Raw genomic sequence first — 14,542 nt, forward strand, 5'->3', positions numbered from 1 at the left:
TGGAAACCACACGAGAGAGGACGGCATATATGACCCCTGAACAGATGCGGCGCAGCGGCTACCTGCGCATCTTCACCTCCTACTACAGGCCACACCTGGCCATCTTCCTCCTGGACATGGCCTGCGCCCTGGGCATCTGCCTGGTGGACCTGATGTTCCCCACCGTCACCCGCCAGGTGCTGGAGACCACCCTCCCCCAGGGCCTCTACCGCACCTTCTTCCTGGTGATGGCCGCCCTGGTGGCGGCCTACCTCCTCAAGGCCCTCTTCACCTATATCGTCACCTACTGGGGACACCTGCTGGGTGTGCGCATCGAGGCCGACATCCGCTCCGACCTCTTTTCCCACATGCAGGACCTGTCCTTCTCCTTCTACGACAAGAACCGCACCGGCCAGCTCATGAGCCGGGTCACCGGCGACCTCTTCGAGATCACGGAGCTGGCCCACCACGGCCCCGAGGACCTCTTCATCTCCACCGTCACCCTGCTGGGCGCCTTCTGCATCATGCTCACCATCCGCTGGGAGCTGGCCCTCATCGTCTTTGCCGTGGTGCCCCTCTTCCTCATCTTCACCATCTTCCAGCGCCGGCGCATGAGCCAGGCCTCCCTGGAGGTGAAGAAGAAGCTGGCCGGCATCAACGGCGAGCTGGAGTCATCCCTCTCCGGCATGCGCACCGCCAAGGCCTTCGCCAACGAAAACGCCGAGATCACCAAGTTTGAAAGCTCCAACGACCAGTTCCGCAGCGCCAAGCGGGGCTACTACCAGGCCATGGCCACCTACCACTCCGGCATGGAGCTGGCCATGGGCATCATGCCCGTGCTGGTCATCGCCGCCGGCGGCTACTTCCTCATGAAGGGGAGCATGGATTACATCGACATCCTCACCTTCTCTCTCTACGTCACCACCTTCATTACCCCCATCCGCAAGCTCTCCGCCTTCGTGGAGCAGTTCATGCAGGGCATGGCCGGCTTCAAGCGCTTCGTGGAGCTCATGCGCCTGGAGCCGGAGATCACCGACGCCCCCGACGCCCAGAGCGTGGAGCACGTCGACGGCGACATCCAGGTGGACGACGTCACCTTCCGCTACGAGAGCGATGGCGAGGACGTCCTCTCCCACGTCTCCCTCCACGTCAAACCCGGGGAGACGGTGGCGGTGGTGGGCCCCTCCGGCGGCGGCAAGTCCACCCTCTGCCAGCTCATCCCCCGGTTCTACGACGTGACGGAGGGGCGCATCACCATCGACGGCCAGGACGTCCGGGACCTGAAGCAGCACGACCTGCGCTCTCACATCGGCATCGTGCAGCAGGACGTCTTCCTCTTCGCCGGCACCATCTACGACAACATCGCCTACGGCCGCCCCGGCGCCACCGCCGAGGAGGTGGCGGAGGCCGCCAAAAAGGCGGAGATCTACGACGACATCATGGAGATGCCCGACGGCTTCCAGACCTACGTGGGGGAGCGGGGCGTCATGCTCTCCGGTGGCCAGAAACAGCGGGTGAGCATCGCCCGCATCTTCCTCAAGGACCCGGCCATCCTCATTCTGGACGAGGCCACCTCCGCCCTGGACTCCGTCACCGAGCACAAGATCCAGTCCGCCTTCGACGAGCTGGCCAAGGGCCGCACCACCCTCATCATCGCCCACCGGCTCTCCACCATCCGCTCCGCCGGGCGCATCATCGTCATCGACGACAACCACATTGCCGAGGAGGGCACCCACCAGGAGCTCATGGACAAAAACGGCGAGTACGCCTCCCTCTGGCGGGCACAGCAGTCGGTTTCGTCGTAACGTCAAACCTTCCCCCTTGCAGGGGGAAGGTGCTCCAGTGCGCACACTGGGGCGGATGAGGGTGGGCCGGTAAAACGGATTTCCCCTTCGTTCTATCTAACGTCCCCTCATCCGTCTGGCCTTCGGCCATCCACCTTCCCCCCTGAGGGGGGAAGGTTTTGGGGTGCACCGCTTTTGCGTGGGGCGCGACGACTCGGCGCGCCCCAGTACCGCCTTTCAAGTTCATCATTCTGAGGCGAAGCGGTCGAATCTGTCTCCCCCGTCTCCAGACGCCCCCAGTTCTATACTCAATGTTATTTCCAATCAAAATATTACCTTTTTGACAGCAAAGGAGCATCCTCATGGCAGAAGAAAAGACCAACGTCATGCGCGTTTTGGATCAGAAGAAGATCCCCTACACCACCCACAGCTACCCCCACAACGAGGGGGAGGCGGTGGACGGGGCCACAGTGGCCTCCATCCTGGGCCGGGACCCCGGTGAGGTCTACAAGACCCTGGTGACCCGGGGCGCCTCCAAGGCCAACTACGTCTTTGTGGTGCCCGTCCTCTCCGAGCTGGACCTCAAGAAAGCGGCCAAGACCGTGGGGGAGAAGTCCATCGAGATGATCCACGTCAAGGAGCTCACCCCCCTTACCGGCTATGTCCGGGGCGGCTGTTCCCCCATCGGCATGAAGAAGCGGCTCAAAACCGTCATCGACGCCTCCGCCCAGGACCACGCCGCCATTCTGGTGAGCGCCGGCAAAATCGGCTATCAGGTGGAACTCTCTCCCGACGCCCTGGTGGGGCTCATCGGCGGCCGCTATGCCGACGTGGTGAAGGCCGATGAATAAGACGGAGCTCCTCACCAAGCTCGCCGCCGACGCCGACGAACGGCTGGTGCTGGCCCGGGTGATGGACAAGCTGGAGTTCACCCAAAACCGCTCCGTCCCCGCCCACACCTTCTTCCTCACCCTGGCCCAGCAGGAGGCGGCGGAGCGGCTCATCGCCGCCTGCGGCCACCCGGCCCACCTCTTCTGGGGCGGCTGGGAGAAGGCCGAGCGGAAGCTGGTGGCCTTCCTGCCCGACTGGATGGAGCCGGAGGACTTCACGGATTCCGAGGACGCACCCATCACCGCCCTCACCCTCACCCCCTCCGGGGAGGAAAAACTGACCCATCGGGACTACCTGGGGGCCATTCTGGGCCTGGGCCTCACCCGGGAGAAGATCGGCGACCTGCTGGTGGGGGAGGGGGTCTGTCAGGTCCTCCTCCTGCGGGAGGTGGAGCACGTGCTCCTCACCCAATTAGACCAGGTGGGACGGGCCAGGGTGAAGGTGACGGCCTGCCCCCTCTCGGAGCTTCAGCCCCCGGAGCAGAAGACCAAAATCATCCGGGACACGGTGGCCGCTCTGCGGCTGGACGCCGTGGCCTCCACCGGCTTCTCCCTCTCCCGGAGCAAGATGGCCAGCCTCATCTCCTCCAAAAAGCTCACCCTCAACGGCCGGGAGTGCGACAAGCCCGACCGGCTGGTGGAGGAGGGGGACGTGCTCACCTGCCGTGGCCTGGGCAAGTGTGTGCTCACGGAGGTGTCCGGCACCTCCAAAAAGGGCCGCATTATGATCGTCATGGAACGCTATTTATAAAAGGAGGACTGCCCCATGGAGCAGCACAAGATCGACCGCATCAACGAGCTGGCCCGGAAGGCCAAGGCCGACGGACTCACTCTGGAGGAGGAGGCCGAGCGGGAGGGCCTGCGGGCCGAGTTCCGGGCCGCCATCCGGGAGAGCCTTACCGCCCACCTAGACAACACCTATATCATGGACGAGAAGGGCAACAAGACCAAGCTGAAGAAGAAGTCCTAAGTTCTTTTTCTTGAAAGAAAAAGAACCAAAAAGAACTTTAATCTTTAATCCTTTGGGCGCTGTGGGGGAATGCCGGACTATGGTCTGCTCTCTCACGTGAAAGGAGTGCTTTGGGATGAAAGTCACCGCGCTGATCGAGAATACCACCCCCGACGACGCCCTGCGCTGTGAGCACGGTCTCGCCCTTTTCATCGAATACGACGGCTGGCGCTGCCTGCTGGACGCCGGGGCCTCCGCCGCTGGGCTGGAAAACGCCCCCGATCTGGGGGTGGACCTGTCTAGGGTCGACGCCGCCGTCCTCTCCCATGGCCACTACGACCACTCCGGCGGCTTCCCCGCCTTTTTCGTTCAGAATACCACCGCCCCCCTCTACCTGCGGCCCCAGGCCGCTGAGGAGAGCTGGCAGATCCGCAAGGACGGGGAGCGGAAGTACCTGGGGGTGCCCCCGGAGCTGCTGCGGTGGAAAACCCGGCTGCGCTCCGTCACCGGGCCCGGGGAGATCCACCCCGGGGTATGGCTCCTGCCCCACACCACCCCCGGCCTGGAAAAGCGGGGGGAGAAGGTGGCCATGTACCGCCAGGGCCCCGATGGCCTTGCCCCCGACGATTTCGCCCATGAACAGACTATGGTGGTGGTCCACGGGGAGGAGCTGGCCGTGTTCAGCAGCTGCTCCCACGCCGGGGCGGACACCGTGGTGGAGGAGGTGAAGGCCGCCTTCCCCGGGAAATCGGTCCGGGCCTTCTTCGGAGGCTTCCACCTTATGGGGGTCGGCGGCGCCACCACCCTGGGCGTGCGGCCCGAAAAGGCCCAGGCCCTGGGGGAGCGGCTGCTGGCCCTGGGCGTCCGGGAGATCTGGACCGGCCACTGCACCGGCCGTCCCGCCTTCGACCTCCTGGTCCCCATACTGGGGGACCGCCTCCACTATCTCGCCACCGGCACCGTGGTCACCCTCTGGGAGGACTGAACACACAAAATCCGGTGATCGACACTTTTTCTACAAACTGAAAGGAGCCGCCCCTGCATGGCAGGGGCGGCTCCTTTTTACGTTTTTTGATCGCGAGCTTTCCGGCGGACGGAACACTTCACAACAGGAGGAACACCAGGCAGCGCCGCCACGTTCCGACGCCCACCCGCGCAGGCGGCGAAAAAATGTGGGATAGAACCACGGCTTTTCCCTGTTCGCCGGCGGAGTCTCCTGTGGACGGTGCTGGTGCTGGGCGGGGGGCGTAAAGACGGGCCGCCGGATTCCTATTTGGAGCCACTCAACCCGCTTGGGACCCCCTTTTTCTTTGGATTCCAAAACCCATTTCTTTTTCCAGCAGGGAAAAAGAAATGGGTTTTGAAAGCGTCTCTCCCATCCTTGCACGTAACAGAAAGGCAAAGAAACGAGACGTAAAACCACGCTGTAAGGCTCCCCCTCATCCGTCTGGCCTTCGGCCAGCCACCACGGGCTGAGGAAGAAGTGATTTCTTCTGACTGTCCACCGGACAGTCAGACCCCCAGGGGAAAGCTTAGAGGTGCTTTACTCCAGCTCGGCGCCGCCGGTATAGAGCTGGTAATACCGGCCCTTCTGGGCGATGAGGTCATCGTGGTCGCCCCGCTCGATGATGTGCCCACCCTCCAGCACCATGATGGCGTTGGAGTTGCGCACCGTGCTCAGCCGGTGGGCGATGACGAACACCGTCCGGCCCTCCATGAGGGCGTCCATGCCCTTCTGGATGATGCGCTCGGTGCGGGTGTCGATGGAGGAGGTGGCCTCGTCCAGGATCATCACCGGCGGGTCGGCCACCGCCGCCCGGGCGATGCCCAGCAGCTGCCGCTGGCCCTGGGACAGGTTGGCGCCGTCCCCGGTGACCATGGTCTGGTAGCCCTGGGGCAGCCGCCGGATGAAGGAGTCGGCGCCGGCGATTCTGGCAGCCTCGATGCAGTCGTCGTCGCTGGCCTCCAGGCGGCCGTAGCGGATGTTGTCCATGACGGTGCCGGTGAAGAGGTGGGTGTCCTGGAGCACCGCGCCCAGAGAGCGGCGCAGGTCGTCCTTCTTGATGGCCTTCACGTCGATGCCGCCGTAGGTGATGACGCCGTCCTGGATCTCGTAGAACCGGTTGACCAGGTTGGTGATGGTGGTCTTGCCTGCGCCGGTGGAGCCCACAAAGGCGATCTTCTGGCCGGGGTTGGCGAACACCGTCACATCGTGGAGGATCTGCTTGTCGGGGACATAGGAGAAGTCCACATGGCTCAGCCGCACCGCGCCGGTAAGCTGGGTGAGGGTGTAGCCCTCCTCCCGCTGGACGTCGCCCCGGATGCGGTGGAGACCGTAGGCCGGGTCGCCCTCGTTGGGGTACTTCCACGCCCACAGGGCGCCCTCGGTGCCCTCGGGGCACTCCACCAGCTCGTCGTTCTCGTCCTTCACCGCACGGGTGAGGACAAAGCGGTTGTTGTCGGGCACCTTCCAGGCCCAGTCGTGGACGTGGGCGCCCTGGGCGGCGGGGACCATGCGGCCCTGCTCATCCCGGACCACGGGCACCAGGGTGACAAAGCCCTCGTCCACCTCGCTCTTCTCGTCCATGCACTCGAAGATGCGCTCGGCACCGGCCAGGGCGGAGAGGATGGTGGTGATCTGCTGGGAGATCTGGTTCATGGGCTGGCCCACCTGGCGGCAGTAGTTGAGGTAGAGGGTGAAGGAGCCCAAGGGCAGCCCCATGACGATGGACAGCACACCGCCGAAGGCGGCGGTGAGGGCGTAGCCCACGTTCATGATGTTCATGGCGATGGGCATGATGGCGGTGGAGTAGAAGTTGGCCGCCGTGGCGGAGGCGCGGTAGCTCTCGTTGAGGCCGGCAAAGAGGTCCTTGGCCGCCTCCTCATGGGTGAAGGCCTTGACCACCTTCAGACCCTCGATGGTCTCCTGGATGTTGCCGTTCACCGCGCCCAGGTCGGCCTGCTGCTTCTGGTAGTAGCGCCGGGACCGGCCGCCGAAGACCTTGAACACCAGGAAGGTGGCGCCCAGGGTGAACACCGACACCAGGAAGAGGAGGGGGCTCACCGTAAGCATGACCACCACGATGCCCACGAACATGAGCACGCTGGAGAAGAGGGAGACCACGCTCTGCTCCAGAGCCAGCTGGACGTTATCGGCGTCGTTGGTGAAGCGGCTCATGAGCTCGCCGTGGGGGTGCTTGTCGAAATAGGAGAGGGGCAGGGTCTGCATGTGGTCGAAAAGCTCCTTGCGCAGGCGGTTGGTGCCCCGCTGGGCCAGCTGGACCATGATGCCCGACTGGCCGTAGGTGCACACCCAGCCCACGGCGTAGATGCCCAGGAGCTTGAGGACGTCGGAGAGGAGGTCGGCGGGGGAGGTGTAGACGCCCCCGGCGATGTTGTTGATGATGACCAGGTTGATGAAGCTGGAACCGGCGATGTTGGTAAAGACCGATCCCAGGAGACAGACCAGGACGATGAGGAGGGGCCACTTCTTCTGGGCCAGGTAGCCCATGAGCCGGACGATGGTCTTGCCCAGGTTCTTGGGCTTCTGGAAGCCGCCCCGGGCGCCCCGGCCGCCGGGACCGCCGGGGCCGCCCGGTCCAGGCATGTTGTGCTGATTCTGCTGGGCCATTATTCCTGCACCCCTTCCTGCTGAGACTGGTAGATCTCCTGATAGATGCCGCACCGGGCCATGAGCTCGTCATGGGTGCCGATGTCGGCGATCTTTCCGTCGTCCAGCACCAGGATACGGTCGGCGGACATGACGGAGGAGATCCGCTGGGCGATGATGATGACGGTGGTGCCCGCCAGGTTCTCCTTGAAGGACTGACGGATCTTGGCGTCGGTGGCGGTGTCCACGGCGGAGGTGGAGTCGTCCAGGATGAGGACCGCCGGGTGGCGGAGCATGGCCCGGGCGATACACAGCCGCTGCTTCTGGCCGCCGGAGACGTTGGTGCCGCCCTGGGTCATCTGGGTATCGAAGCCGTCGGGGAAGGCCATGACGAAGTCGTAGGCCTGGGCGTTCTTGGCCGCCTGGATCATCTCCTCCTCGGTGGCGTCGGCCCGGCCCCACAGGAGGTTCTCCCGGATGGTGCCGGTGAAAAGGACGTTGTTCTGGAGCACCATGCCGATGCGCTTGCGCAGCTCCTCCAGGGGGTAGTCCCGCACGTCCACCCCGTCCAGCAGCACCGCGCCGCCGGACACGTCGTAGAAACGGGGGATCAGGTTCACCAGGGAGGACTTGCCGGTGCCGGTGCCGCCCACCACGGCGATGAACTCGCCGGGCTTGATGGTGAGGTCGATGCCGCTGAGCACGTTCTCACCGGTGCCGCCGGCGTCGTACTTGAAGTCCACGTTCTGGAACTCCACCTGGCCCTTGGCCTCGGGGAGCTCAGCGGGGGTGAGGGGACCGTCCTCGATGGAGGGCTCCGTCTCCAGCACCTCGTTGATCCGGCGGGCGCAGGCGATGGACCGGGAGAGCTGGAGGAAGCTCATGCCCAGCATCATGACGCTCATGAGGATCTGGAAGATATAGGTGATGAAGGAGGAGAGGTCGCCGATGAGCATCTCCCCGCCGATGACCTGGCCGCCGCCCAGGTAGAGCACCGCGGCGGTGGCGCCGTTCATGGCCATCATCATGATGGGGATCATGGCGATGACCCGCATATCCACGTTGATGGTGGCCTTGGTGAGGGCGTCGTTGGAGGCTTTGAACTTGGTCTTCTCATAGCCCTCCCGGACGAAGGCCTTCACCACACGGATGGCCACCAGGTTCTCCTGAATGGTGCCGTTGAGGGCGTCGATGCGCTTCTGGAGGACCTGGAAGAGCCGGTTGCACATGCACATCAGGACGCCGATGGCGATGACCAGCAGGGGGATGGTCACCAGCATGACCACCGCCAGCTCGGCGTTGATGCTGATGGCCACCGCCAGAGCCGCCACCAGCATCACCGGGGCGCGGACCAGCATCCGCAGGGCCATGGTCACCATCATCTGAATGGCGTTGACGTCGTTGGTGATACGGGTGATGAGGGAGGCCGAGGAGAACCGGTCGATGTCGGCGAAGGAGAAGTCCTGCACCTTGTTGTAGATGCCCCGGCGCAGGTTGGCGCCGAAGCCCTGACCCACGATGGCGGCGAACTTGGCGCCCAGCATACCGCAGGTCATACTGCACAGGGCCAGCACCAGCATGATGCCGCCCATCTTCAGAATATAATTGAGGTCGCCCTGGACGATGCCCACATCCACGATGCCCGCCATAAACCGGGGCAGGGCCAGCTCGCAGGCCACCTCCAGGACCATGAGCAGGGGGGTGATGAGCGCCAGACGCTTATACCCCCCCATATAGGGAAAGAGTTTTTTCAGCATGAACAGTCCATCCTTTCCGCAGGCAGAGAATTTCGTAGGTTGCGGAGCATCCGCAGCTGGAAGGCCCGGACCTGCTCCATCTCCTCCGGGGTGAAGCCGTCCAGCATCCGCCGGTCCACGCCCTGAAAGATGGAAAAGCAGGTCTCCAGAGCGGCCCGGCCCTTGTCGGTGAGCCGCACCGCCTTCCGCCGCTGGTCCTTCTCATCGGACAGCTTTTCCACATAGCCGCCCCGCTCCAGCGATTTGAGGGACACCGCCACCGACGCCGGTGAGATCCGCATGGCGTCGGAGAGCTCCTTCTGGGAGGATACCTGCCCCTCCCGTTCCTTCAGCAGAAACAGCAGCACCGGGTTGCCCAGATCCCCCAGGCCACGCCCCGCCAGCTCCGTCAGCATGAGCTGCTTCCGGGCCCGGGCCACCGCCTGGAAGGTGATGCCCGGCAGATCGCTGTCCGCTCTACTCTGGCACACATCCCCACCTCCAAATTAGTTAGCTGGTTTATCATTAGCATGCTTAGATAGCATAGACCCTTACAGTTGCATTGTCAATGAATTTTCTGTGAACGCTGCCTACCAAATATTTTAGAACGCTTGTTTGACTTTTTGTGGACCCTGTGATAAGATAATTTTGCATTTATGTCTACAAGGAGGGGCCGCCTATGAAGGGTCTGACGGAGAAGCAGCGACAGATCTATCAGTTCATCGTCTCCTTTCAGCAGGACCACGGCTATCCCCCCTCTGTGCGTGAGATCGGGGAGTATGTGGGCTTAAAATCCCCCTCCACCGTCCACTTCCACCTCAAGGGTCTGGAGGAGGCCGGCATCATCACCAAGGCCGAGGGCAAGACCCGCGCCATCACCGTGGCGGGGGGCTTTCCCGCCCCGGAGCGCCGCCGCAAGCCCGAGCCCCCCAAGAACCAGGTCCCCGTGGTGGGCGATGTGGCCGCCGGCGCCCCCATCCTGGCCCAGGAGAACATCGAGGACTACCTCACCTTCGACACCGGCCGCCTCTCCGGGGAGCACTTCGCCCTCCGGGTCCGGGGCGAGTCCATGCTCTACGCCGGCATCCTGCCCGGGGACTATGTGGTGGTCCACCAGCAGGAGTCCTTCCGCAACGGCGACATTGTTGTTGCCCTCTTCGAGGACGAGGCCACCGTCAAGACCCTCCGCCGGAAGGACGGCCACGTCTGGCTCATGCCCGAAAACCCGGAGTACGAGCCCATCGACGGCGACGGCGCCCAGCTGCTGGGCAAGGTGGTGGCCGTGGTGCGGCGGTACGACTGATGGCTTGGCTCCGCTTTGAGACCCCCTTCGGCCCCATGGCCCTGGAGGGGGAGACCGCCCTCACCCGGCTCTGGCTGCCGGGGACCCTGCCCGACCTGTGCGGGAAAGGGGAGGAGACCCCCTTGCTCCGGGCGGCCCGGGAAGCACTGATGGCCTATTTCGCCGGAGAACGGCGGGACTTTGACCTGCCGCTGGACCCGGCAGGGACGGACTTTCAGCGCGCGGTTTGGGAGGCCCTGAGGGCCATCCCCTACGGCGGGACCCGGACCTACGGGGAGATCGCCGCCGCCGTAGGCCGGCCCAAGGCCGTTCGGGCCGTGGGGCAGGCCAACCATGTGAACCCTCTGCCCATCTTCATTCCCTGCCACCGGGTGGTAGGGAAGGGCGGCGCCCTCACCGGCTACGCCGGAGGGCTGGACCTCAAACGCGCCCTGCTGGCGCTGGAATCGGGAAAGGAGTGTCTCTGATGGTGAAAAAGTGGATCGCCGCCGGCCGACTCATGGTCCGGGAGCTGGACCTGGAGGATGTGGCCGCATTGAAGCTGTGTCTCCTGTCCCTGGGGACCCTGCTGGGCCTGGCCGTCCCCCGGAAGAAGAAGCCCGCCTTTGCCCTCTTCTCCACCCTGATCTTTATCGGCACCTACTTCCCCCTCATGGTGAAATTTCTGGGCGCCCTCTTCCGCACCGACCGGGCGGAGGACTGAACACACAAAAAAGACCTACCCCATTGGGAAGGTCTTTGAGCCTGTCGACAAAGTCGACAGGCTCTCTCAAAAATGCAGGCATTTTTTCGAAAAGATGCAGGCCGCTGCATCGCACTCGCTTCGCTCGCACGTTTGCGGCCTGAGCAGTGTTTTTTCCGAGGCACATGTCCCCGGAAAAAACAGACTGTACTTGATTCCGTCGTCTGCGGACGACGGAACTCTGCGAGGCTCTTGCACAAAATCTGACGTATATGCCCTTTTTCGACAACCTGAAAGACCTTCCCCATTGGGAAGGTCTTTTTTTGTTTCCGGGCGGATGAGATCCACCCCTACCCAATCCCCGGAGCGTGGTTTGGCGCGCCGAGGTCGTCGCGCCCCACGATAGAGGGAATACCAGGCGGCGGCGCCACGTCCCGACACCCACCCACGCAGGCGGCGAAAAAATGTGGGATAGGACCACAGCTTTTCCCTGTTCCACCGGCGGAGTCACCTGTGGACGGTGCCGGTCCACAACGGGGGCGTAAAGACGGGCCGCCGGATTCCTATTTGGAGCCACTCAACCCGCCTAGAAGCCCCTTTTTCTTTGGATTCCAAAAACCGTTCTTTTTCCAGCAGGGAAAAAGAAACGGTCTTTGAACCGTCTCTCCCGTCCTTTCACATAACAGAATGGTTCATGGTTCGGGGCGTGGTTTGGCGCGTCTGGGAAGCCGCGCCCCGCGCAAAAGTGGTGGCGCCCCACACAAAAACAATTTCAAAACCGTTCCGCAGAAAACAGCGCGGCCGCCGGGATCTCTCCCGGCGGCCGCGCCGTCGTTTCTGTCAAAAGATCATCAATAGAACCAGGGGCTCAGATCGCCGAAGGGCCAGAAGTAGCTGCCGGAGTTGGAGTTGGAGCTCTGCTCACTCTGCTGCTCCTGCTGCTCCTGGGCCTCCTCCTGGGCGGCCCGGCGCTCGGGGTTGTCCTCGTCGAAGGTGAGGGTGAGCTCCAGCTTCTCGCCGTTGCGCTCCACCTCCAGGGTCACGGTGTCCCCGGCCTTGTAGTTCTTCTTGGCCTCCACCAGCTCGGCGGAGGAGATCACCGTCTTGCCGTCCATGGCGGTGATGATGTCGCCCTTTTCCAGGCCGGCCTTGGCGGCGCAGGAGCTCTCATCTACGCTCTCCACCAGGGCGCCCTGGCTCATGCCGTACCGCTCGGAGATGCTCTCGGGCACCGTACTCACGGTGATGCCCATATAGGGCTTGCCGGTCACATAGCCGTTCTCCATGATGTCGGTGACCATGTCCTTGATGTCGTTGATGGGGATGGCGAAGCCCAGTCCCTCAATGGTGGCCTTGCTGCTGCTGGAGCCGGACAGCTTGGCCGAGGTGATGCCGATGACCTGACCGTACATGTCAAAGAGGGGACCGCCGGAGTTACCGTTGTTGATGGCGGTATCGGTCTGAATCATGTTCATGACGTTGCCGTTCTCCATGGTGATGCTGCGGTCCTTGGCGGACACGATGCCGGAGGTCATGGAGAAGGTCAGCTCGCCCAGGGGGTTGCCGATGGCCACTACCTGCTCGCCCACCTTCACGTTGTCGGAGTCGCCGATGATGACGGGGGTGAGGCCGGTGGCGTCGATCTTCAGCACGGCGATGTCGTTCTCCGACTCGCCGCCCACCAGGGTGGCGTCATAGGTGGTGCCGTCCACAAAGGCCACCTGGATGCTGTCGGCGTCCTCAATGACGTGGTAGTTGGTCAGAATGTAGCCGTCGCTGGTGATGACGAAGCCGGAACCGGCCGCAGCCTGGGACACCGGCTGGCCCCACACGTTTGTGGTGGTGATCTCAGTGGTGATACCGACGGTGGAACCCACATAGGTGGCGTAGATCTCCGGGGCGGTGAGGAGGTCCTTGCCCGTCACGTTGGAGACGTTGACCACCGTGGGGGTACGGGTGCCCTCGTAGATGGTGGTCTTGTCCTGGGCGAAGGCTCCGGTGGCCGCTCCCACGCCGGCCCCGCCGGCGATGCCGCCGATGATGGCGCACACCAGGCACAGGGCTACCAGCTTGCCGCCCTTCTTCTTCCTGGGCTTGGGCTGCTCGGGCTCCTCATGCACGGGACGGCCCGTGGTCTCAATGGGATCGCTCCAGGGGTCCTGGGGCCGGTTTTCGTTGTTATACTCGTACATAAAACGTCGCTCCTTTAAAAGCATTCCGCTTTTCTCTCTGTTCGCGTTTTATTCTATCGGGAAATTGTGACCATTTCATGAAGATTCCCGAAATGATTTTTGAACGGTCCGCGAAACATTTTTGAACGAAGGTTCACTCCCGCCGGAGTAGGGCGGCGGTGTCCCGGGCGGCCAGGGCCAGATCGGCGGTCAGGCCGTCGAAGATACCGGTACGGGCCACATTGATGGCCACCAGGCACAGCACCGGCCCCAGGATCATCCCCAGCACGCCCCCCACGCGCATACCCACATACATGCTGATGAGGGAGAGGATGGGGGAGAGGCCGGTCTGGCTGCCCACCGCCTTGGGCTCGGCCACCCGGCGAAAGACACAGATGATGCCCCACACCACCATAAGTCCCACAGCGTGGACCCAGTTGCCGGTGAGGAGGTCGATGAAGGCCCAGGGTACCATGACGGTGCCGGAGCCGATGATGGGGATGAAGTCCAGAACCGCCAGCAGCAGGGCCAGCAGCACCGCGTAGGGCTGGCCGATGAGCAGGAAGCCCACCAGCAGAATGGCAAAGACTCCCGCCGAGATGATGATCTCCGCCCGGACATACCCGGCGAAGGCGCCCAGCGCTGTGTGCTTGACATGGGAGACAAAGGTCCTGACCTCCGGAGGCAGGCGGTCGGTCATGAGGAAGCGGTAGTGGGGGTAGTCGGCGGTGATGAAGTAGGCCGCCATGATAAAGACGATGAGGGCCACCACGAAGGAGGGCACACCCATGGCGAAATTGCCCGCCCAGGTGCCCACCAGGGGCACCACCGAGCTGACCCAGCCGCTGAAAGCGGACCACAGCTGGTCCAGGTTGGCGTTGACGAAGGTCTCCACCTCTCCGGGCAGATAGGCCAGCAGCTTGTCCAGCCATGCGCCCACGGCGTCCACCCCGGTCTGGAGGGCGTTCCAGGAGCCCTCCCAGTTGTCGATGAGGGTACTCACCTCGCTGAACAGGCTGTATCCCAGGCCAAAGAGGATGCCCCCGGCGGCGGCAAAGGCCAGTAAGATCAAAAAGAGGGACAGCAGCCCCCGGGACAGTCCCAATCTCCGCTGGAGGGCTTTTACCATGGGGTTGAGCAGCCAGGCCGTGATCAGGGCCAGCACGAAGGGCATCAGCAGGCTCAGCAGGGGAGGGACCAGATAACGCAGCACCAACACGATCCCCACCGCCAGCAGCAGGCGGACCCCCAGACGCACCCACAGTCTGCCCCGCTCCCGCCAGGTCAATTCTCCCCGTTCCACACCGGCTCATCCTTTCTCTGTTTTCCGCACCTCACGGCGGCGCTCTATCGAAGGGACATTATAACAGGTCTCCGCCGCAACTTATCACGAATTTGTAAATCTTTCCGGTTACATTTTTTTTGCTCGATGTACTTC

The 14,542-nt window shown here is 63.3% G+C and carries 13 protein-coding genes; 8 read left to right on the top strand and 5 right to left on the bottom strand.

The window, feature by feature from the left end; genetic code table 11:
• Window positions 1-29: 29 nt before the first annotated feature.
• The 5 genes from E0E29_RS04450 to E0E29_RS04470 all read left to right on the top strand — a co-directional run bounded on the left by E0E29_RS04450 (window position 30) and on the right by E0E29_RS04470 (window position 4,587).
• A complete protein-coding gene (locus E0E29_RS04450; RefSeq protein WP_130848814.1) occupies window positions 30-1,784 on the top strand; it encodes an ABC transporter ATP-binding protein in 1,755 nt (584 codons plus the stop codon).
• 341 nt (window positions 1,785-2,125) lie between these two features.
• Window positions 2,126-2,614, top strand: coding sequence for a Cys-tRNA(Pro) deacylase (gene ybaK / locus E0E29_RS04455; RefSeq protein ID WP_130848815.1), 489 nt, complete (start codon window positions 2,126-2,128; stop codon window positions 2,612-2,614).
• Window positions 2,607-3,404, top strand: coding sequence for a YlmH family RNA-binding protein (locus E0E29_RS04460; protein WP_130848816.1), 798 nt, complete (start codon window positions 2,607-2,609; stop codon window positions 3,402-3,404). The genes ybaK and E0E29_RS04460 overlap by 8 nt, the downstream gene beginning before the upstream one ends.
• 15 nt (window positions 3,405-3,419) lie before the next feature.
• Window positions 3,420-3,623 (top strand): DUF896 domain-containing protein, encoded by a 204-nt coding sequence (locus E0E29_RS04465; RefSeq protein ID WP_130848817.1) that lies wholly within the window; start codon window positions 3,420-3,422, stop codon window positions 3,621-3,623.
• A 115-nt stretch (window positions 3,624-3,738) separates the two neighbouring features.
• Window positions 3,739-4,587 (top strand): MBL fold metallo-hydrolase, encoded by an 849-nt coding sequence (locus E0E29_RS04470; RefSeq protein ID WP_130848818.1) that lies wholly within the window; start codon window positions 3,739-3,741, stop codon window positions 4,585-4,587.
• Window positions 4,588-5,145: 558 nt separating this feature from the next.
• Here the strand turns inward: E0E29_RS04470 and E0E29_RS04475 are convergent.
• The 3 genes from E0E29_RS04475 to E0E29_RS04485 are packed head-to-tail and all read right to left on the bottom strand — an operon-like array spanning window position 5,146 to window position 9,439.
• A complete protein-coding gene (locus E0E29_RS04475) occupies window positions 5,146-7,233 on the bottom strand; it encodes an ABC transporter ATP-binding protein (RefSeq protein ID WP_242622367.1) in 2,088 nt (695 codons plus the stop codon).
• Window positions 7,233-8,969, bottom strand: a complete 1,737-nt coding sequence (locus tag E0E29_RS04480) for an ABC transporter ATP-binding protein (RefSeq protein WP_130848819.1) — start codon at window positions 8,967-8,969, stop codon at window positions 7,233-7,235. Before E0E29_RS04480 ends, E0E29_RS04475 begins: the two co-directional genes overlap by 1 nt.
• Window positions 8,963-9,439: a MarR family winged helix-turn-helix transcriptional regulator gene (locus E0E29_RS04485; protein ID WP_130848820.1), complete on the bottom strand. Its 477-nt coding sequence runs from the start codon at window positions 9,437-9,439 to the stop codon at window positions 8,963-8,965. Before E0E29_RS04485 ends, E0E29_RS04480 begins: the two co-directional genes overlap by 7 nt.
• 188 nt (window positions 9,440-9,627) lie before the next feature.
• Here E0E29_RS04485 and lexA point away from each other — a divergent pair, with 188 nt between their 5' ends.
• Genes lexA through E0E29_RS04500 form a run of 3 tightly spaced genes read left to right on the top strand, consistent with a single transcriptional unit; the run spans window position 9,628 to window position 10,954 of the window.
• Window positions 9,628-10,251 carry a transcriptional repressor LexA gene (lexA, locus tag E0E29_RS04490; protein ID WP_130848821.1) on the top strand — a complete coding sequence of 208 codons (624 nt, stop codon included), beginning with the start codon at window positions 9,628-9,630 and terminating at the stop codon, window positions 10,249-10,251.
• Complete coding sequence (locus E0E29_RS04495) at window positions 10,251-10,718, top strand: methylated-DNA--[protein]-cysteine S-methyltransferase (protein ID WP_130848822.1); 468 nt, start codon at window positions 10,251-10,253, stop codon at window positions 10,716-10,718. The genes lexA and E0E29_RS04495 overlap by 1 nt, the downstream gene beginning before the upstream one ends.
• Window positions 10,718-10,954: a permease of phosphate ABC transporter gene (locus E0E29_RS04500; protein ID WP_242622368.1), complete on the top strand. Its 237-nt coding sequence runs from the start codon at window positions 10,718-10,720 to the stop codon at window positions 10,952-10,954. The genes E0E29_RS04495 and E0E29_RS04500 overlap by 1 nt, the downstream gene beginning before the upstream one ends.
• Window positions 10,955-11,784: 830 nt before the next feature.
• Here E0E29_RS04500 and E0E29_RS04505 read toward each other — a convergent pair.
• Together E0E29_RS04505 and ytvI are read right to left on the bottom strand one after the other, a co-directional pair.
• Window positions 11,785-13,125, bottom strand: coding sequence for a S1C family serine protease (locus E0E29_RS04505; RefSeq protein ID WP_130848823.1), 1,341 nt, complete (start codon window positions 13,123-13,125; stop codon window positions 11,785-11,787).
• 133 nt (window positions 13,126-13,258) lie between these two features.
• Entirely contained in the window at window positions 13,259-14,407 is a 1,149-nt protein-coding gene (ytvI, locus tag E0E29_RS04510; RefSeq protein WP_130848824.1) for a sporulation integral membrane protein YtvI, read from the bottom strand.
• Window positions 14,408-14,542 lie beyond the last annotated feature (135 nt).

Source organism: Intestinimonas timonensis (genome assembly GCF_900626145.1).
GTDB lineage: Bacteria > Bacillota > Clostridia > Oscillospirales > Oscillospiraceae > Intestinimonas > Intestinimonas aquisgranensis.

Coding starts and splice junctions, on each gene's coding strand:
- E0E29_RS04450 (WP_130848814.1), top strand. CDS start 30: ATGACCCCTGAACAGATGCGGCGCAGCGGCTACCTGCGCATCTTCACC.
- ybaK (WP_130848815.1), top strand. CDS start 2,126: ATGGCAGAAGAAAAGACCAACGTCATGCGCGTTTTGGATCAGAAGAAG.
- E0E29_RS04460 (WP_130848816.1), top strand. CDS start 2,607: ATGAATAAGACGGAGCTCCTCACCAAGCTCGCCGCCGACGCCGACGAA.
- E0E29_RS04465 (WP_130848817.1), top strand. CDS start 3,420: ATGGAGCAGCACAAGATCGACCGCATCAACGAGCTGGCCCGGAAGGCC.
- E0E29_RS04470 (WP_130848818.1), top strand. CDS start 3,739: ATGAAAGTCACCGCGCTGATCGAGAATACCACCCCCGACGACGCCCTG.
- E0E29_RS04475 (WP_242622367.1), bottom strand. CDS start 7,233: ATGGCCCAGCAGAATCAGCACAACATGCCTGGACCGGGCGGCCCCGGC.
- E0E29_RS04480 (WP_130848819.1), bottom strand. CDS start 8,969: ATGCTGAAAAAACTCTTTCCCTATATGGGGGGGTATAAGCGTCTGGCG.
- lexA (WP_130848821.1), top strand. CDS start 9,628: ATGAAGGGTCTGACGGAGAAGCAGCGACAGATCTATCAGTTCATCGTC.
- E0E29_RS04495 (WP_130848822.1), top strand. CDS start 10,251: ATGGCTTGGCTCCGCTTTGAGACCCCCTTCGGCCCCATGGCCCTGGAG.
- E0E29_RS04500 (WP_242622368.1), top strand. CDS start 10,718: ATGGTGAAAAAGTGGATCGCCGCCGGCCGACTCATGGTCCGGGAGCTG.
- E0E29_RS04505 (WP_130848823.1), bottom strand. CDS start 13,125: ATGTACGAGTATAACAACGAAAACCGGCCCCAGGACCCCTGGAGCGAT.